This window comes from Actinoplanes sp. NPDC024001 (genome assembly GCF_040638955.1).
Taxonomy (GTDB): Bacteria; Actinomycetota; Actinomycetes; order Mycobacteriales; family Micromonosporaceae; genus Actinoplanes.
This window is the reverse complement of record NZ_JBEZZB010000143.1, coordinates 13,562-27,399: the sequence shown is the minus strand read 5'-3', so window position 1 is coordinate 27,399 and position 13,838 is coordinate 13,562. Positions and strand designations below refer to the sequence as shown.

General features: G+C 73.0%; 13 protein-coding genes. 8 read left to right on the top strand and 5 right to left on the bottom strand.

What is annotated here, in order from left to right; genetic code table 11:
* Positions 1 to 525, top strand: a 525-nt coding sequence (locus AB0F81_RS38810) for a helix-turn-helix transcriptional regulator (RefSeq protein ID WP_360206139.1), incomplete at its 5' end; no start/stop codon positions are given.
* Positions 526 to 532: 7 nt separating this feature from the next.
* Here AB0F81_RS38810 and AB0F81_RS38805 read toward each other — a convergent pair.
* Entirely contained in the window at positions 533 to 979 is a 447-nt protein-coding gene (locus AB0F81_RS38805; protein WP_360206136.1) for a hypothetical protein, read from the bottom strand.
* A 374-nt stretch (positions 980 to 1,353) separates the two neighbouring features.
* Here AB0F81_RS38805 and AB0F81_RS38800 point away from each other — a divergent pair, with 374 nt between their 5' ends.
* On the top strand, positions 1,354 to 3,987 hold the full coding sequence (locus AB0F81_RS38800; RefSeq protein ID WP_360206134.1) for a LuxR C-terminal-related transcriptional regulator: 2,634 nt from the start codon (positions 1,354 to 1,356) through the stop codon (positions 3,985 to 3,987).
* On the opposite strand, the gene AB0F81_RS38795 is transcribed toward AB0F81_RS38800, so the two are convergent.
* Positions 3,969 to 4,901, bottom strand: a complete 933-nt coding sequence (locus tag AB0F81_RS38795; protein ID WP_360206131.1) for a YhjD/YihY/BrkB family envelope integrity protein — start codon at positions 4,899 to 4,901, stop codon at positions 3,969 to 3,971. The genes AB0F81_RS38800 and AB0F81_RS38795 overlap by 19 nt on opposite strands.
* Positions 4,902 to 4,948: 47 nt before the next feature.
* On the opposite strand from AB0F81_RS38795, the gene AB0F81_RS38790 reads away from it, so the two are divergent.
* The 4 genes from AB0F81_RS38790 (at position 4,949) to AB0F81_RS38775 (ending at position 9,867) form a co-directional block, all read left to right on the top strand.
* Complete coding sequence (locus AB0F81_RS38790; protein ID WP_360206128.1) at positions 4,949 to 6,952, top strand: phage holin family protein; 2,004 nt, start codon at positions 4,949 to 4,951, stop codon at positions 6,950 to 6,952.
* Between the two features lie 63 nt (positions 6,953 to 7,015).
* Positions 7,016 to 7,852 carry a class II glutamine amidotransferase gene (locus AB0F81_RS38785; RefSeq protein WP_360206126.1) on the top strand — a complete coding sequence of 279 codons (837 nt, stop codon included), beginning with the start codon at positions 7,016 to 7,018 and terminating at the stop codon, positions 7,850 to 7,852.
* 13 nt (positions 7,853 to 7,865) lie between these two features.
* A complete protein-coding gene (locus tag AB0F81_RS38780) occupies positions 7,866 to 9,086 on the top strand; it encodes an arginine deiminase (protein ID WP_360206124.1) in 1,221 nt (406 codons plus the stop codon).
* On the top strand, positions 9,076 to 9,867 hold the full coding sequence (locus AB0F81_RS38775) for a metallophosphoesterase (protein WP_360206121.1): 792 nt from the start codon (positions 9,076 to 9,078) through the stop codon (positions 9,865 to 9,867). The genes AB0F81_RS38780 and AB0F81_RS38775 overlap by 11 nt, the downstream gene beginning before the upstream one ends.
* Here AB0F81_RS38775 and AB0F81_RS38770 read toward each other — a convergent pair.
* Positions 9,848 to 10,342, bottom strand: a complete 495-nt coding sequence (locus tag AB0F81_RS38770; RefSeq protein WP_360206118.1) for a hypothetical protein — start codon at positions 10,340 to 10,342, stop codon at positions 9,848 to 9,850. The two genes, AB0F81_RS38775 and AB0F81_RS38770, sit on opposite strands and share 20 nt — an antisense overlap.
* A gap of 135 nt (positions 10,343 to 10,477) precedes the next feature.
* Here AB0F81_RS38770 and AB0F81_RS38765 point away from each other — a divergent pair, with 135 nt between their 5' ends.
* Both AB0F81_RS38765 and AB0F81_RS38760 read left to right on the top strand, forming a co-directional pair.
* A complete protein-coding gene (locus tag AB0F81_RS38765) occupies positions 10,478 to 11,038 on the top strand; it encodes a hypothetical protein (protein ID WP_360206116.1) in 561 nt (186 codons plus the stop codon).
* A 27-nt stretch (positions 11,039 to 11,065) separates the two neighbouring features.
* Positions 11,066 to 12,511, top strand: a complete 1,446-nt coding sequence (locus AB0F81_RS38760; protein WP_360206114.1) for an MFS transporter — start codon at positions 11,066 to 11,068, stop codon at positions 12,509 to 12,511.
* On the opposite strand, the gene AB0F81_RS38755 is transcribed toward AB0F81_RS38760, so the two are convergent.
* Both AB0F81_RS38755 and AB0F81_RS38750 read right to left on the bottom strand, forming a co-directional pair.
* Complete coding sequence (locus AB0F81_RS38755; protein ID WP_360206111.1) at positions 12,436 to 13,419, bottom strand: YihY/virulence factor BrkB family protein; 984 nt, start codon at positions 13,417 to 13,419, stop codon at positions 12,436 to 12,438. The two genes, AB0F81_RS38760 and AB0F81_RS38755, sit on opposite strands and share 76 nt — an antisense overlap.
* Positions 13,416 to 13,829: a hypothetical protein gene (locus tag AB0F81_RS38750; RefSeq protein ID WP_360206109.1), complete on the bottom strand. Its 414-nt coding sequence runs from the start codon at positions 13,827 to 13,829 to the stop codon at positions 13,416 to 13,418. The genes AB0F81_RS38755 and AB0F81_RS38750 overlap by 4 nt, the downstream gene beginning before the upstream one ends.
* Positions 13,830 to 13,838: the final 9 nt, after the last annotated feature.

The following is a 13,838-nucleotide window of genomic DNA, read 5'->3' as shown; positions in this document are numbered from 1 at the left end:
TCGGCGGACGGCGCCACCTGGACCACCGTGCACACCCAGAGCAATGGTGCCGGAGACGCGGCCGGCGTGCCGGCCCCGGTCGCGCTCGACGCCTGGCTGCTGCTGGCCATGCTGGCCGCCCGCCAGGAGGACGCCGCCGGGGCCCGGGAGGCGCTGCGGCGGGCGCTGCGGGTGGCGTCGGGGGAGTCCTGCCGGCGGCCGGTGCACCAGGTGTGGAGCCAGCTGCGCCGCCTGGTCCGCGACGACGACCGGCTGGCCGTGCAGTACGGCGTGCTCAGCGGCGGCACGGCGGCCGCCGGGACGCCGGCGCCGATGGGCGAGCCGGTGGTGGTCGAGGCGCTGAGCAAGCGGGAGCTGGACGTGCTGCGCGGGATGGCGGCGATGCTGCCGACCGAGGAGATCGCCGCGACGCTCTACGTCTCGGTCAACACCGTCAAGACCCACGTGCGCAGCATTCTGCGCAAGCTCTCCGCGGCCCGGCGCAACGAGGCGGTCCGCCGGGCCCGGGCGCTCAACCTGATCTGACCACGGATCAGGTTGACCGGTACGGCCGCACGTCGCGGCCGTGCACGGCGAGCGCGTAGATGACGAGGATCTGCATACCGATCAGGATGCTGCACCAGACCGGTGCGGCGGTGAGGAAACCGAAGTGGACCAGCGCGGCGCCGGCGGTGATGACGATGCCCAGAACACGGGCCCAGAGCTGCCCGAGCAGCACCCCGGCGCCGGTGGCCACGGTGATCACACCCAGGATCACATGTGTCCAGCCCCAGGCCGTGTAACTCGTGCTGACCAGCAGACGGTCCGGGGCAACCGGGTAGAAGTCCGCCCGGTACAGGGCGACCACGCCCTCGACGATCTGAAACGTGCCCAGCGTCAGCATCAGGATGCCGGCGAAGACCACCATCCCGATCCACGCGGTTCCGGCGGGCGCCGTGCCGGCGCCGGCCGGGCGCTCGCTGGCGTAACTACTCTCCATCACCGTTCCCCTCTCGTCGGTCTCCTCAGGAGACCGCGCGGGCGGAGACGGCGCCTCATGCCGGCCGGATGAAGGCGGCTTACGCCTTTCTAGAGATCGGGCGTTCCGGCTGACTCTGCAAGTTGCAGTGTGACCATGCGTTCTGCACACCCCGCCAATACGAGGGGTTGCTGTTCGCCTACGGGGTGTGCTTCGGTGGCCTTGAAGACCTGACCGATGTTTCACCCTCCGTAATGAAATCAGTTGTCGACGGTGGATTCGATGGCGACGGTCCCCGTCAACAGTGACGCTTCGTGTTCGGTGAAGGCGTCACGGGGAGCCGCCCGTCCGCGACCGGGCGGACCACTGCGGCGCAGACTTGGGGGGAAAGCGGTATGCGGGAGACGAGGCCGAGCGGCCTGCCTATTTCAACGGTGGCCGGCCACATCGTTCGCCCGCGCGTGCCGCAGGGTGTGCTCTGGCGCCCTCGCCTGGCCGAGGCCCTGGACGCCGGCGTCCGTCGGGCGGTGACCATGCTCTGCGCCGGGCCGGGCTGGGGCAAGACCGCCCTGGTCTCCTCCTGGGCCGGCACCCGGTCGGCCGCCGGGCCGATCGCCTGGCTCACCCTCGACCCCCAGCACGACGACCCGCACACCTTCTGGTCCGACCTGATCCTGTCGCTGCGCGCCGCCGGCGCCATCCCGCCGACCAACTCGGTTCCCGAGCCCGCACCCCGCACTGCCGTTGACGACACGGTGTTCCGGCGGGCCTTCACCGCCGCCCTCGGCGCGCTGCCGGTGGTCACCGTCGTCGTCCTCGACGACCTGCACCGGGTGACCGACTCCCGGGTGCTGAACGGCCTGGCCGGGCTCCTGGCGGACGTGCCGGAGCGGCTGCGGTTCGTCCTGATCTCGCGCTCCGAGCCGGCCGTGCCGCTGCACCGCCTCCGGGCCGCCGGCCACCTGACCGAGCTGCGGGCCGCTGACCTGGCATTCCGCGTGGAGGAGGCGGGGGAGCTGCTGGCCGCGCGGGGCCGCCGCCCGTCGGGAGCCGAGCTCGCCGCCCTGGTCCGCGGCACGGAAGGCTGGGGCGCCGGCCTGCGCCTGACTGGGGAGACCGCGGCCGGGTCCGGAGCGGTCGAGGACTATCTCGTCCGCGAGGTGCTCGCCGAGCAGCCGCCGCAGATCCAGGACTTCCTGCTGCGCACCAGCGTGCCGGACCGGGTCTGCGGCGAGCTGGCCGACGCGCTCACCGGCCAGCGCTACGGCCACCGCACCCTGGAAGGCCTCGAGCGGGCGAACGTCTTCGTCGAGCGGATCGGCCCCGGCCGGTGGTTCCGCTATCACCAGATGTTCCGGGCCGCGCTGCGGCACCAGCTCACGCTGGTGCAGCCGGAGGCGGCGCCGCGGCTGAACCTGCTCGCCGCGCAGTGGTGCGCGGGCAAGGGCAACGGCCTGACCGCCCTGAACCACGCCGCGGCCGCCGGGGACTGGGACTTCGTCGCCCGGCTGGTGGTGGACCGCGGCCTGCAGCTGTTCGCCTCGGTGGACCGGGCCGAGGTGATCGAGGTGCTGCGGCGGATCCCGGCCGACCGGCTCGCCGGCACCGCCGAGCTCGCCGTCAGCGCCGCCCTGCTCGCCTACGCCGAGGGCGATCTGGACGTGATGCCGCAGCGGCTGGCGCGCGCCCGGTCCCTGCTGGCCGGCCGTGGCGGCGGCTACCGGGCCGGGATCGACCTGGCGCTGACCGTGATGGAGAGCGGCGCCGTCCTGCGCCGGCACGGCGACATGCCCCGGCTCACCGCGGCCAGCACCGAGATGCTCGACGAGCTGGCCGCGCTCCGCTGGGACCAGGTGCCGGCCCGGCTGCAGTACCGGGCGATGGCGCTCAGCAACAAGGGCACCGGCCTGCTCTGGACCGGCCGGCTGGACCACGCGGAACGCTATCTGTGGGCGGCGGCCTCCGGGGCCCGCGCCTCCGGGGTGCCGCTGGTCGAGATCAGCGCCTTCACCCACCTGGCCCTGCTGGCCTTCGTCCAGGGCACGCTGAACGGGGCCCGCGAGCACGTGACCGCGGCCGCCGACGTGGCCCGCCGGATCGACGCCCGGGAGCGGCCGGCGAGCGCGCTCGGCTATCTGACCGACGCCATGATCGAGTCCGAGCGTGGCCGGGAGGTCGAGGCGGAAGCCCTGTTGCGCCGTGGCCTGCACGCGCTCGGCGACAACCCGGAGACGACCCTCGCGGTGGTCGCCGCGCTGGTCCGCGCCCGGTTGCTGCTGGACCGCGGCGAGCCGCTCGCCGCCCGGTCCGCCCTGCACCGGGCCCGTACGGAGGCCGGGCCCCGCCTGGCCGCGCCGCTGCTGGACCGGCTCGTCGGCATCGGCATCGCCGAGGCGGACCTGGCCGCGGGGGACCCGGCCGCCGTCGTGGCCCGCTACGCCCACCGGCCGGCCGTGCCCGCGCTGTTCCCCGCCGAGCAGATCTGCCTGGCCCGCGCCTATCTCGCCACCGGTCAGGAGCCGGCAGCCGAGAGCCTGCTGGCCCGCGTCCGGGAGAGCCCGGACCGGGTCGCCGGGGTCTCGGCCTGGATCCTCACCGCGCTCGGCGCCGACGCGCACGGCCGGGGCGCCCGCGCCGGTGAGGCGCTGACCCGGGCGTTCGCCGAGGCGGAGCCGGAGCTGATCCGCCGGCCGTTCCGGGTCTTCGGCGCCCCGCGGCTGACCGTGCTGACCGAACGCCAGCAGTGGCTCACCGAGCTGCGCGGCCCGGTCAGCGACGGGGTGCTCGCGGAGATCACCGGGGAGCTGCCGGTGCTCGGGGAGGGTGCGCACACCGCCGGCCCGCTCAGCGAGCGTGAGCTGGAGGTGCTGCACTATCTGCCGACGGTCCTCACCGCCGCGGAGATCGCCGAGAAGCTCGGCATCTCGGTGAACACGGTCAAGGCCCACATGCGGTCGATCTATCGCAAGCTCGGGGTGGGACGCCGGCGCGAGGCGGTGGTGCAGTCCCGTCAGCTCGGGCTGCTCTGACTCCTCTCCCGCGTTCCGGACCCGGACCGCAGGTCGGCGAGCAGGCCACCGACCACCGCGGTGAGCAGCAGCACGAACGAGATCACGTAGAGCCAGCCGATGAAGGTGAAGGCCAGGCCGATCGTTCCGTACCGTTCGGCGCTGACCTCCAGCGCGCGCGGCAGGTAGACGCCGCCCGCGGCCCGGACGCCGATCATGCAGACCCCGAAGAGCGCCGCGCTGACGAGCAGCCGGCGCCGGTCGAGTCCCGGCCCGAGCAGGATCCGCGGCAGCAGGAAGGCCAGGGCGAAGTCGGCGGCGAAGGTGGAGATCGCCCCGGCGAGGTGGGGCGCCGGGAGTGATCCGGTGAGCCAGCCCAGCAGCCGCGCCACGATCAGGAACAGCACGAGCAGCAGCACGGTGCCGATCTGCCAGGCGGTCGCGGCCGGGCCGGCCTTGCGCCCGGGCGCGGTCCAGATGACCCGGTACGCGCGGTTCAGCGCGCGAGCCAGACCGGTCGCGGAAAGGATCACGATCAGGCTGCTGAGTACGCCGAAGGCGCCGCTGCGGCTGCCGCTGAGGGCGTCGTCGACCAGTTCGACACTGCTCGGCGGCAGGTTCAGCACCTCGTCCAGCTTCTCCCGGGCCCGGTGGCCGAAGAACGCGCCCAGCATGATCAGCATCGGGAAGATCGAGGTGAACGCCTGCGCGGCGAGGGTCATCGCCCGGTCGAAGATCTGCACCCGGATCAGTTCGCTCGCCGTGCCCAGCAACAGGTGCCCGGCCCGGTGGCGCAGGATCGGCGCGGCTCGCGGACGCAGCCACCGGGGCATGGCGGCGAGGACGCTGCCGGGGGTGAAGGCCGGGTCGGGACCCGGCGTGGACGGCTCGGTCACCCCGTCATGGTCGGTGGCCCGGCGGGGCGTGAGCATCATCCGGCACGGATGGCGTCGGCGCGCCGGGCCGCACCGACACTGGCGGCATGCAGCAGCAACCCGATCCTCAGGTGCGCCGGATCGCGGCGCCGGTCTTCTCCGTCCTGGTCCCGCTGATCGTCGGCGCTGTGGCGGTGGCCGTCACCGTGGGCCTGGTGCCCGGCATCACCGCCGACAGCGGGTGGGCGGTGCTGGCCGCCGCCGTCCTGATCGGACTCCTCGGCGCCGTGGTGCGCCCGCTGCTGGTCGTCGTGGTCTCGGCGATCGGCTGGTTCGGTGTGGTGGCCGGCTGGCTGGTCGTCCAGTCGCTGCTCGTCTACGGCGCGCTGCTGCTGGTCCCGGGCATCCACGTGCACGACTTCTGGAGCGCCTTCTGGGCGTCCTGGCTGGGCGCCGCGCTGATGAGCATCGGCATGTGGGCGGTCACCGCCGGGCAGCCCGGCGCGGTCACCCAGCACCTGCTCCGGGTCAACCGGCACTTCCGGCGCAGTGTGCCGAGCACCGACGTGCCGGGCATCATCATGATCCAGATCGACGGGCTGTCGGCGCCGCTGGCCCGCTGGGCGGTCGAGGCCGGCAACCTGCCCACCCTGGGCCGGTGGCTGCGCACCGGCAGCCACACCCTCGCCGAATGGCACGCGCAGCTGCCGGCCACCACGCCGGCCAGCCAGGCGGGGCTGTTGCACGGCGCGAGCGCGCAGGTCCCGGCTTTCCGTTGGTACGAGAAGACAGCCGGCCGTCTCGTGGTGACGAACCACCCCCGTGACAGCGCCCTCGTCGAGTCCCGCTGCTCGAACGGGCGCGGGCTGCTCGCCGACGGCGGGGTCAGCGTCAGCAACGTCTTCTCCGGTGACGCCGCCACCTCGCTGCTGACCATGAGCACGGTCCAGGCGAAGAAGCGGCCCGGCCCGGCCCGGTACCTCAGCGCGTACCTGATGGACCCGTTCGGGCTGACCCGGTCGCTGGTGCTCACCGTCGGCGAGATGGTCAAGGAGCTGTACCAGGCGCGGCGGCAGAAACTGCGGCACGTGCAGCCGCGGATGCGCCGCCACGGGTCGTACGTGCTGCTGCGCGGCGCGACCAATGTGCTGATGCGGCACCTGAACCTGGCGATCGTCGCCGAGCAGATGATGCGTGGCGCGCCCTCGGTCTTCTGCGACTTCGTCGACTACGACGAGATCGCGCACCACGCGGGCCCGGCCCGGCCGGAGTCGCTGGCCTCCCTGGAGGGCATCGACGGGGTGCTGGCCACCCTGGAGGAGGTCGCGGCGGCGGCGCCCCGGCCGTACCACTTCGTGGTGCTCTCCGATCACGGGCAGAGCCAGGGCGCCACCTTCGAGCAGCGCTACGGCATCCGCCTGGACGACCTGGTCGAGCAGTTGACCGCGGCCGGCGAGGTGGTCGTCACCGAGGACAACGAGCAGGAGGGGCGGGCCGGGGCGCTGCGGGCGGGGCTCACCCGTACGGTCAAGGAGCAGGAGCGACCCGCCGGGGAGCCGGCGGCGGACCGCCCGGAGATCGTCATCGCGGCCTCGGGGAACCTCGCGCTGGTCTATTTCGCCAGGCTGGCCGGCCGGGTCACGCTGGAGGAGATCGAGAGCCGGCACCCGAAGCTGCTGACCGGGTTGCTGGAGCATCCCGGCGTCGGCTGGGTGATGACGCGCTCGCGCGCCGAGGGCCCGGTGGTGCTGGGCCGCTCCGGGCGGCGCCGGCTCGACGACGACAAGGTGGAGGGCCTGGATCCGCTGCTCGGGTTCGGCCCGTTCGCCGCCGACGACCTGCGCCGGCACGACGGCCTGGAGAACACCGGCGACCTGGTGATCAACAGCCTGTGGGATCCGGTGACCCAGGAGGTCGCCGCGTTCGAGGAGCTGATCGGCTGCCACGGTGGCCTGGGCGGCTGGCAGAACCGGCCGGTGCTCATCCACCCCCGCTCGCTCACCGCGCCGGGCGAGCTGGTCGGCGCCGACGCGGTGCACCACCTGCTCTGCGACTGGATGGAGCAGGTCGGCTGCCGGACCCCGAAACGGGACCTCATCCTTCCGGGGTGAACCCGGCATCGTCCGTGGCGGCGCACGATGGCCTCCACCGTCCCCAGGGGAGAGGGAACCGCCATGTGCCGCTGGCTGGCCTATTCCGGTACGCCCATCCGGCTCGAAGAACTGCTCTACAAACCGCGTTACTCGCTGATCGACCAGAGCATGCACTCCCGTTACGGGGTGGAGACCACCAACGGCGACGGCTTCGGCGTCGGGTGGTACCCGCTCGACGGGCCGGCCGAGCCCTCGCTGTTCCGCGGCGTCGGTCCCGCCTGGAGCGACGCGAACCTGCGGGAACTGGCCCGGTCCACGGCCTCGCCGCTGTTCCTGGCGCACATCCGGGCCAGCACCGGCACACCGGTGCAGCAGACCAACTGCCACCCGTTCCGCTACCAGAACTGGCTGTGGCTGCACAACGGGGCGATCCGCGACTTCCACCGGCTCAAGCGGGACCTGGTCCTCGCCGTCGACCCGGAGCTCTACCCGTCGCTGGCCGGCTCCACCGACTCCGAGGTGATGTTCTACCTGGCGCTGACCTACGGCCTGCGGGACCGGCCGGTGGCGGCGGTCGAGCGGATGGCCGGGCTGGTCGAGTCGGTCGGCCGTGCCAACGGCGTGCCGCAGCCGCTGCAGATGACCGTGGCCACCACCGACGGCGACCGCACCTGGTGCTTCCGCTACTCCAGCGAAGGCCACAGCCGCTCGCTGTACTACAGCACCGCGATCTCCGCGCTGCACACGCTCTACCCGGAGAACGACCGGCTGCGCCGGCTCTCCGACGAGACCCGGCTGGTCGTCTCGGAGCCCCTCGTCGATCTGGAGGGCGCCTGGCAGCCGGTTCCGGAGTCCAGTTACGGAGTGGTCCAGAAGGGTGACGACGAGCTGGGCCGGTTCGAACCCGCCGTACCGTGAGCGGAGTCTCCCGATGGTCTTCCACGTCGACTCGGAGATCGGGCGGCTGCGCCAGGTGATCCTGCACCGCCCCGGCGTCGAGCTGAGCCGGCTCAGTCCGGGCAGCGTCCGGGACCTGCACCTCGACGGTGTCCCGTGGGCCCGCCGCGCGCGCGAGGAGCACGACTCCTTCGCCGAGGTGCTGCGCGAGCGCGGGGTGAAGGTGCACTACTTCGCCCGGCTGCTCAGCGACGTCCTGGACATCCCGCCGGCACGGGCGTGGATCCTGGACCGCATCGTCACCGGCGACACCGTCGGGCCCACCCTGGCCGGCCCGTTGCGCCGGCTCGCCGAGCAGGCGGAGAGCGAGAAACTGGCCGACTATCTGATCGGCGGGGTGCTGAAGAGCGAACTGGCCGGGTTCACCGTCAACAGCCTGCGCTGGGAGCTGCTCGGCGCCGACGACTTCGTGCTCGGCCCGCTGCCGAACCACCTGTTCCAGCGGGACAGCTCGGCCTGGATCTACGGCGGCGTCAGCATCAACCCGATGGCCCGCTGGGCCCGGCTCCGCGAGTCCGTGCACAGCGCGGCGATCTACCGGTTCCACCCGATGTTCACCCTCACCGACTTCACCGTCTGGTACGGCGGCGACGACCGCTCCCACCGGCCGGCCACCCTGGAAGGGGGCGACATCCACGTGCTCGGCGGCGGCGCCGTGATGATCGGGCTGGGGGAGCGGTCCACCGCGATGGGCCTGGAGAACCTCGCCCACGGCCTCTTCCGGGCCGGTGCGGCCAACCGGGTGATCGCGGTCGAGCTGCCGCGCTCGCGCCGGACGGCCCACCTGGACACCGTGCTGACCATGGTCGACCGGGACACCTTCGTGCGCTATCCCTACCTGCGCGGACCGCTGCGCTCCTGGACCGTGCTGCCGGGCGACGACCCGGACGGGTTGCGCGTGACCCGCAACGACGACCTGTTCGCGACCCTGGCCGAGGCCATCGGCATCGAGAAGATCCAGATCCTGGAGACCACCGAGCAGGTCCGGGCCGCCCAGCGCGAGCAGTGGGACGACGGAACCAACTTCCTCGCCGTCGAACCCGGCGTGATCATCGGGTACGAACGTAACGTGACCACCAACACCTACCTGCGCCGCCAGGGCATCGAAGTGATCACCGTGGCCGGCGGCGAGCTCGGCCGTGGCCGCGGCGGACCGCGCTGCATGACCTGCCCGCTCGAGCGCGATGCCGCCTGAGCCGCGGTCCGGCGAGCCGGTCGTCGTCGCGCACCTGTCCGACCTGCATCTCGGCGCCCACCACCAGGACGCCGTGGACGGCCTCGCCGCGGACGTCGCCGCCGCCCGGCCGCACCTGACCGTGGTCACCGGCGACTGCACGATGCGGGCCCGCACGGCCGAGTTCCGGCAGGTCCGCGAGCTGCTCGACCGGCTGCCCGGGCCGGTGCTCACGGTCACCGGCAACCACGACCTGCCCCTGCTCAGCGCGCGGCGGGTGCTCGACCCGTACGGTCGCTTCCGGAGCTGGATCGACGCCGACCTGGACCCGGTCGTCCGGATCCCCGGTCTCACCGCCCTGGGCCTGCAGTCGATGCCGCGCTGGCGGTGGAAGAACGGCCGGGTCACCGGCGAGCAGGCCGGCGCGGTGCGGCGGGTGCTGGGCGGCGCTCCGCCCGGTGACGTCCGGCTGCTCGCCCTGCACCACCCGCCGCTCGCCACCGGAACCGCGCGGATCATCGGGCGGCGCCGGTTGCTCGGTGCGGTCCGCGACGCCCGGGTGGACCTGGTGCTGGCCGGGCACACGCACGTCCCGGACGTGCGCGCCGGGCACCGGTCCCGGCCGGTCTTCGTGGTCGCCGGCACCGCCACCAGCCACCGGATCCGGGGCATCGGCCGGTCCTGGAGCCTGATCACCGTCGACCGCGGGGCGATCGTCGTCGGCGAGCGCTTCCTCGGGCCGGACGGCTGGCACACCGGCCGGGTGGTGAGCTTCCCGCAGCTCAGTGCAGAAACGTCTTGAGGCCGATCAGCGCCATGCCGAATGCCCCGGCCACCAGGGTGGACACGATCTGCTCGGCCCGGGTGAGCCGGCCGCCGGCGCCCATCCGCCAGCCCGCGACGCTGAGCAGCAGCGTGGTGCAGACCAGCGAGGCGATCTCCGCGTTGATCAGCCGGACACCGGTCAGCCGGATCAGCAGCAGCACCAGCAGCGGCAGGGCGGTCGCGGTGACCAGCTCCCAGCCGTGGGTCAGATGATGGCGGACGGTGTGCCAGGTCGGCCGTCGCCCCGAGTGGATACGCTCGGCGACGATCCGGGCGTAGCGCTCGGCGGCCCAGTACACGGTGAGCGTGACCAGCACTCCGACGACCACCGCCACCGCCGTCTTCGCGTGCGAGGCGACCACCACGGCGCCACCTACGATCAGCCCGTAGATGCCGGCCGCGGTGGCCTCCTCGGTTTCGTGGGTCAGGCGGACACGGATCGAACCGGGCATCAGATCCTCCGTCGGCAGGCGTTCGCACCGAGACTCGCCCAGTTCGGGTGTGGACTCCTCATCCGGCCGGGGTGAACCCGGCCGGGACCGGCACGTTGATGCTGTCGGGGAAGGACCGGGGGAAGGACGACGACCATGGGCAACGAGCTGCGCCGCCGCTCGGACCGCATCGAGCGCACGATGGTCCTGGTGCTGCTCGTGCTCTTCCTGGTGGGCGCCCCGCTGCTCACCTGGTGGGCCGCCCGGGCCAGCTACCTGAGCGACGTGCGCGCCCAGGAGTGGGAGAAGCACCACGTCTTCCGGGTCGAGGGTGTGCTGGTCACCGAGCCGGAGGTGCTCGGCGCCGGGGACTCGCGCACGGTTCCCGCCCGTGCGGCCCGGGCCACCTGGTCGGCGCCGGACGGCACCCCGCGCAGCGGCATCGTGCAGGTCTCCCCGCAGGCCCGCCGCGGCGACCGGGTCCCGGTCTGGGTGGACGACCGCGGCGTGCTGCGCGGCCCGCCGCCGCAGCGTCACCCGGTCGGGCAGGCCCTCCTGATCGCCGGCGCGGTGCTGCTCTGCCTCGCGGCTCTCCTGGCCGGCTGCCGCGCGATCGGCCGGGCCCTGCTCGACCGGCAGCGGGCGCGGGCCTGGCAGCGGGAGTGGCGGGAGGTCGGCCCGCAGTGGAGCCGTTCATCCGGTGCGAGTGACGCCTGACCGGAGCCGACCGCCGATCCTGGGCCGATGACGGAGAGAACCAGTACCGGACGGTTCGCGCCCGGCTTGCGGCAGGCCCTGATCGCCTTCGCGCTGGCCCAGTTCATCTGCAGCTTCGCCGGCTCCAACATGAACGTGATGATCAGCGACATCAGCGAGGACCTGAACACCACGGTCCAGGGCGTACAGCTCGCCATCACGCTCTTCCTGCTGGTGATGGCCGCGCTGATGATCCCCGGCGGCAAACTGACCGACCTGCTCGGCCGCAAGTGGTGCCTGATCGCCGGCCTCCTGCTGTTCGGCACCGGCGCGCTGCTGAGCGCGTTCGCGCCAGGCATCGGCATCCTGGTCATCGGTTACTCGATCTTCGAGGGGGTGGGCACGGCCCTGCTCATCCCACCCGTCTACATCCTGACCACCCTGCTGTTCACCGACATCGGCTCCCGGGCCCGCGCCTTCGGCGCGATCAGCGCGATGGGTGGCATCGGCGCGGTGGCCGGCCCGCTCATCGGCGGCTTCGTCGCCTCGGCGATCCACTGGCGGGCCGCCTTCGTCCTGCAGGCGGTGATCGTCCTGGTGATCGTGCTGCTCGCCCGCCGCGCGGTCCGGGACCCGCTGCCGGCCGACCGGGGCATGCCGTTCGACGTGCTCGGCGCGGTGCTCTCCGCCGCCGGCCTGATCCTGATCGTGATGGGCATCCTGGTCAGCGACGAGAACGTCTGGGCGATGCTGGGCCTGATCGTGGCCGGCGCCCTGATGCTGGTCTGGTTCTTCGCCACGGTGCGGGCCAAGGAGCGCACCGGCCGGGAGCCGCTGCTGTCCACCGTGCTTTTCCGCAATCGCGTCTCCAACCTGGGCCTGATCACCCAGAACATGCAGTGGCTGATGGTGATGGGCTGCTCCTTCGTGGTCTCCACCTATCTGCAGGTGGTCAAGGGCTACAACGCGATCGAGACCGGTGGCGTGTTCACCGCCACCACGGTCGGCGTGCTGATCTCGTCGGTGGCGGCCGGCCCGATGGCCCGGCGGTGGCCGCAGCGCACCCTGATCATCAGCGGGTTCCTGACCACCATCGCCGGGATCGCGCTGCTGCTCCTGCTCGGCGGCACCGGCAACGGGATCGCGGCGATGCTGCCCGGCCTGTTCGTGATCGGTCTCGGCCTGGGCGGGATGCTCACCCCGTCGGTCAACGTGGTGCAGTCCAGCTTCGGCGAGGACCTGCAGGGCGAGATCTCCGGCCTGTCGCGCAGCGTCTCTAACCTGGGCTCGTCGCTGGGCGCGGCGCTCACCGGCACCATCCTGGTGTCCCAGGTGGACAGCGCGGCGCCCGGCCGGGCGTACGTCTGGGCCATGATCGCGGTGGCCGGCGCCGGTGTGATCGGCCTGGTGGCCGCCGCCTATCTGCCGCGTGGCGGCTTCACCCCGGCCTCGGCCGCGCAGCCCGCGCCCGCGGGCGGGTCACGCAGCACATAGTCGATGGCCGCGGCCGGCAGCCGCTCCTGTTCCCGGGCCAGCAGCAGCATGGCCCGGGCGTCGGCCGGGGTGGGCCGGGCCGGGTCGAGAGCGCGCGGCCACAACCGCCCGTGCCGCACCGCGGCGATCTCCGCCGAGATCACCAGCACGTTGCTGAGCAGGTAGAGCAGGGTGAAGAAACCCGCCACGGTGGCGAACGCGCCGTAGACGCGCCCCGCCGAGCGGATCAGCTCGGGCAGCACCGCGGCGCCGAGGTTGAGCACCAGCGAGGTCGCCACCGCGCCCGGCAGCGCGGCCGGCCAGAGCGCGGACAGCGGCGCCGGCCGGGCCAGCAGCAGGCGGGCGACCGTGGTCAGCACGGCGAAGACGACCAGGCAGGAGCCCACGAACGCGGCCAGGCGGGAGAGCGCCGGCAGCGACGCGGCGATGACCGTGAACGCGCCGGCGGCGACCGTCCCGGCCAGGATGATCGCCAGCCCGGCGATCACCCGCAGGTAACGGCCGATCACCCCGGGCCGCCGCAGGTACGGCACACCCGCGACGTGGTTGAGGGTCTCGTAGGCGGAGACGACCACCCCGGTCCCGGAGAAGATCAGCCCGGCGATGCCGACGGCCAGCGCGACGGACGACGACGACAGGGTGGCCAGCGACTGCTCCATGCCGTCCTGCAGCGCCGGCGGCACGATCGCGGTGACCACCTCCTGCCGCAGGCCGGGCCGCCGGGCCAGCACCTCGGACACGATCGTCACGCCGAGCAGCAGCGTGGGGAAGAGGCTCAGGAACCCGTAGTAGGTGATCAGGGCGGCCTCGCGCAGGCCGCCGTCGTCCAGGTACTTGCAGATCACCGCGTAGCAGAAGCCCAGCGCGGGACGCCGCCGCTGCAGGTCGTCGAGGCGGCGGACGATCACGACCCGTACGCGTCGGCCACCTCGCCGCCGTGCGCGGCGACCGAGTAGACGACCACGGCGGACAGCCCGACGGCGAGCACCGACCAGACCGGATGGGCGTGGTGGAAGGCGAAGTTGACCAGCGCGGTCAGGCAGCCGATCAGGACCGCCAGGACCCGTGCCCACCCCGTCCCGCGGATCAGGCCGACGCCGGTGACCACGGCGCCCGCGCCGAGCACCAGGTGCAGCCAGGCCAGGGCGGTCAGCGACACCGGCAGCAGCTGGTCGGCCCGGGTGCCGGCGAGGACCTCCGGGCGCAGCAGCGCGAGGAGACCCACGCACAGGTGCACGGTGCCGAGCAGCACCAGCAGGATGCCGCCGAACAGCACCCAGGCGACCCAGCCGGTGGCCCGGCTCTGCTCCACTCGCATCGTCGGTCT

What these genes read in the sequence shown, in the direction of transcription:
- AB0F81_RS38805 (WP_360206136.1), bottom strand. Translation starts at nt 979, where the DNA reads ATGGAGAGTAGTTACGCCAGCGAGCGCCCGGCCGGCGCCGGCACGGCG.
- AB0F81_RS38800 (WP_360206134.1), top strand. Translation starts at nt 1,354, where the DNA reads ATGCGGGAGACGAGGCCGAGCGGCCTGCCTATTTCAACGGTGGCCGGC.
- AB0F81_RS38795 (WP_360206131.1), bottom strand. Translation starts at nt 4,901, where the DNA reads ATGATGCTCACGCCCCGCCGGGCCACCGACCATGACGGGGTGACCGAG.
- AB0F81_RS38790 (WP_360206128.1), top strand. Translation starts at nt 4,949, where the DNA reads ATGCAGCAGCAACCCGATCCTCAGGTGCGCCGGATCGCGGCGCCGGTC.
- AB0F81_RS38785 (WP_360206126.1), top strand. Translation starts at nt 7,016, where the DNA reads ATGTGCCGCTGGCTGGCCTATTCCGGTACGCCCATCCGGCTCGAAGAA.
- AB0F81_RS38780 (WP_360206124.1), top strand. Translation starts at nt 7,866, where the DNA reads ATGGTCTTCCACGTCGACTCGGAGATCGGGCGGCTGCGCCAGGTGATC.
- AB0F81_RS38775 (WP_360206121.1), top strand. Translation starts at nt 9,076, where the DNA reads ATGCCGCCTGAGCCGCGGTCCGGCGAGCCGGTCGTCGTCGCGCACCTG.
- AB0F81_RS38770 (WP_360206118.1), bottom strand. Translation starts at nt 10,342, where the DNA reads ATGCCCGGTTCGATCCGTGTCCGCCTGACCCACGAAACCGAGGAGGCC.
- AB0F81_RS38765 (WP_360206116.1), top strand. Translation starts at nt 10,478, where the DNA reads ATGGGCAACGAGCTGCGCCGCCGCTCGGACCGCATCGAGCGCACGATG.
- AB0F81_RS38760 (WP_360206114.1), top strand. Translation starts at nt 11,066, where the DNA reads ATGACGGAGAGAACCAGTACCGGACGGTTCGCGCCCGGCTTGCGGCAG.
- AB0F81_RS38750 (WP_360206109.1), bottom strand. Translation starts at nt 13,829, where the DNA reads ATGCGAGTGGAGCAGAGCCGGGCCACCGGCTGGGTCGCCTGGGTGCTG.